Below are 1,958 nucleotides of genomic sequence, written 5' to 3' on the forward strand. Positions count from 1 at the left end.
GCCGGGCCCCTCGCCGTTCCGCAGAGCTGTTCGGCGGGGCCGGCCGCTCAGCGGCGGACGGCCAGCAGCAGTCCCGACCCGGTCGTCAGCAGGGCGGTGCTGAAGCGCTCGTCCTCCCGGAACAGCCGGTGCACCGCCCGCATCGTCCGGGTGTTCTCCTCCCGGTTGGCCGGCTGAGCCACCTTGTCCTGGGACAGCGCGTCGTTGACCACGAGCATCCCGCCGGGGCGCAGCAGCCGGACCGCCTCCTCCGCGTACTCCAGGGTGCCCTCGGCGTCGCCGTCGAGGAACACGAGGTCGTAGGCGCCGGCGCTGAGCCGGGGCATCACGAGGGACGCGCGGCCGGGGATGGTGCGGGTCCGGCTCGTCGGGACCCCGGCCTCCCGGAACGTGTCGCGGGCCGCGCGCAGCGCCCGGATGTCGGTGTCGATCGTCGTCAGCACGGACGTGCCGGGCAGCCCGCGCAGCAGGGCGAGCCCGGACACCCCGGCCCCCGTGCCCACCTCGACCACCGTGGCGGGCCGCGCCGCCGCGGCGAGCACGGTCAGGGCGGCGGCCGTCCCCGGGGTGACCGGGGGGATGCGCAGGGCCAGGGAACGTTCCCGGGCGCGGTAGGCGAGCTCGTCCTCGGCGGCGAACGCCTCGGCGTACGACCAGCTCGTCGTCTTGTCCGCGCCCATGGTCCGCCCTTCGTCGCTGTAGTGGATGCGCGCCATCCTACCGGCTGCGGCTCTCCGCCCGGCCACCGTCCAGTCGGCATCCAGCTTCCCCGTCGATCATGGAGTTGTCCACGGTCCCGTTCCCGGTGCCGACCGCGGCGCCGGGCCGGACCACGGGTCCGCCCGGACCGCGCCACGCCGACCGCCGCACGAGGAGGACCGATGCCCCGCCCGGACCGCACCGCGCCGGCCCGCCGCAGCAACGCGCTCCCCGTGGCCGCGGCCACCGTGAGCGCGGTGCTCACCCTCCTCCTGGGCACCGGCTACGCGGTCGGGCGCACGGTCGTGGCGGAGTCCCCGGCCGGCGGCGCGGAACGGGTCCCGGTCTCGGCGTGGCACGGCACGCAGGGCGTGCTGCACGCGGACGAGGTGTCCGCTGACGGGCTGCGCGCGGAGGGGTGGACGCTGCCCACGCTGGCCTCGGACGGATACCGGGTGGTCTCGATGACCCGGGGCACGCTGTCCGGGCACCCGGTCGTGGCCGTCAAGCTGGACCGCGGCGAGGACGAGGTCGTCGTGGTCGAGCAGCGCGGGCGGATCGACCGGGAGAACCCCATGGACGGGCTCACCGGGTTGCCCGTGAGCGCGGAGGGCCTCGAGCCCGTGGCGGTGGAGGGCGTGCCCCTGTGGGTGGACGCCGGACCGCCGTGGCGGGCCGTGCTCGTGGGGGACGCGGTCGTCTACACGGTCACCGGCGACTCCGGCCCGTCCGCGATGGCCCGCACCGTCAACCTCGTCGTGGCCGACGAGCGGGGGCGCGTCGTGGAGCCCTCCGCGGGGGAGCCGGGCGTCGTGGAGACGGTGGCCGCGGGTCTCGGCGAGATCTTCGGCTGAACGGGCCCCGGCCCTCCGACTGGTAAAATCTGTTCCTGTGCTCGGCATCAACGGCGGCGAAGCGATCATCCTGGTGCTCCTGGCCCTGTTCATCATCGGGCCGGAGCGGCTGCCGGAGTACGCGGAGAAGCTCAAGGACCTGGTCAAGGCCGCCAAGCGGTACGCGACCGGCGCCACCGAGGAGCTCAAGGAGACCCTCGGACCGGAGATCGCCGACGTCGACTGGCGCAAGCTCGACCCCCGCCAGTACGACCCCCGCACCATCGTGCGCCAGGCCCTGCTGGAGGACGACGAGCCGGCGGAGCCCGCCGCGCCGCGGCCCCGCCCCGGTCCGGTGCTGACCCGCCTGGCCCCCGGCGAGCGGGCGCCCTTCGACACCGAGGCCACCTGAGCCGGCCGCCGCGG

3 protein-coding genes are annotated in these 1,958 nt (G+C 75.7%); 2 read left to right on the forward strand and 1 reads right to left on the reverse strand.

All coding sequences use genetic code 11. The features are described 5' to 3' along the window. Window positions 1–47 precede the first annotated feature (47 nt). Entirely contained in the window at window positions 48–680 is a 633-nt protein-coding gene (locus tag ACH9D2_RS17235; protein WP_396364055.1) for an O-methyltransferase, read from the reverse strand. A 201-nt stretch (window positions 681–881) separates the two neighbouring features. On the opposite strand from ACH9D2_RS17235, the gene ACH9D2_RS17240 reads away from it, so the two are divergent. Both ACH9D2_RS17240 and ACH9D2_RS17245 read left to right on the forward strand, forming a co-directional pair. Next, window positions 882–1,553, forward strand: a complete 672-nt coding sequence (locus ACH9D2_RS17240) for a hypothetical protein (RefSeq protein ID WP_396364051.1) — start codon at window positions 882–884, stop codon at window positions 1,551–1,553. A 37-nt stretch (window positions 1,554–1,590) separates the two neighbouring features. After that, on the forward strand, window positions 1,591–1,944 hold the full coding sequence (locus ACH9D2_RS17245; RefSeq protein ID WP_396364053.1) for a Sec-independent protein translocase family protein: 354 nt from the start codon (window positions 1,591–1,593) through the stop codon (window positions 1,942–1,944). Window positions 1,945–1,958 lie beyond the last annotated feature (14 nt).

This window comes from Kocuria rhizosphaericola (assembly GCF_044462205.1).
GTDB lineage: Bacteria > Actinomycetota > Actinomycetes > Actinomycetales > Micrococcaceae > Kocuria > Kocuria rhizosphaericola.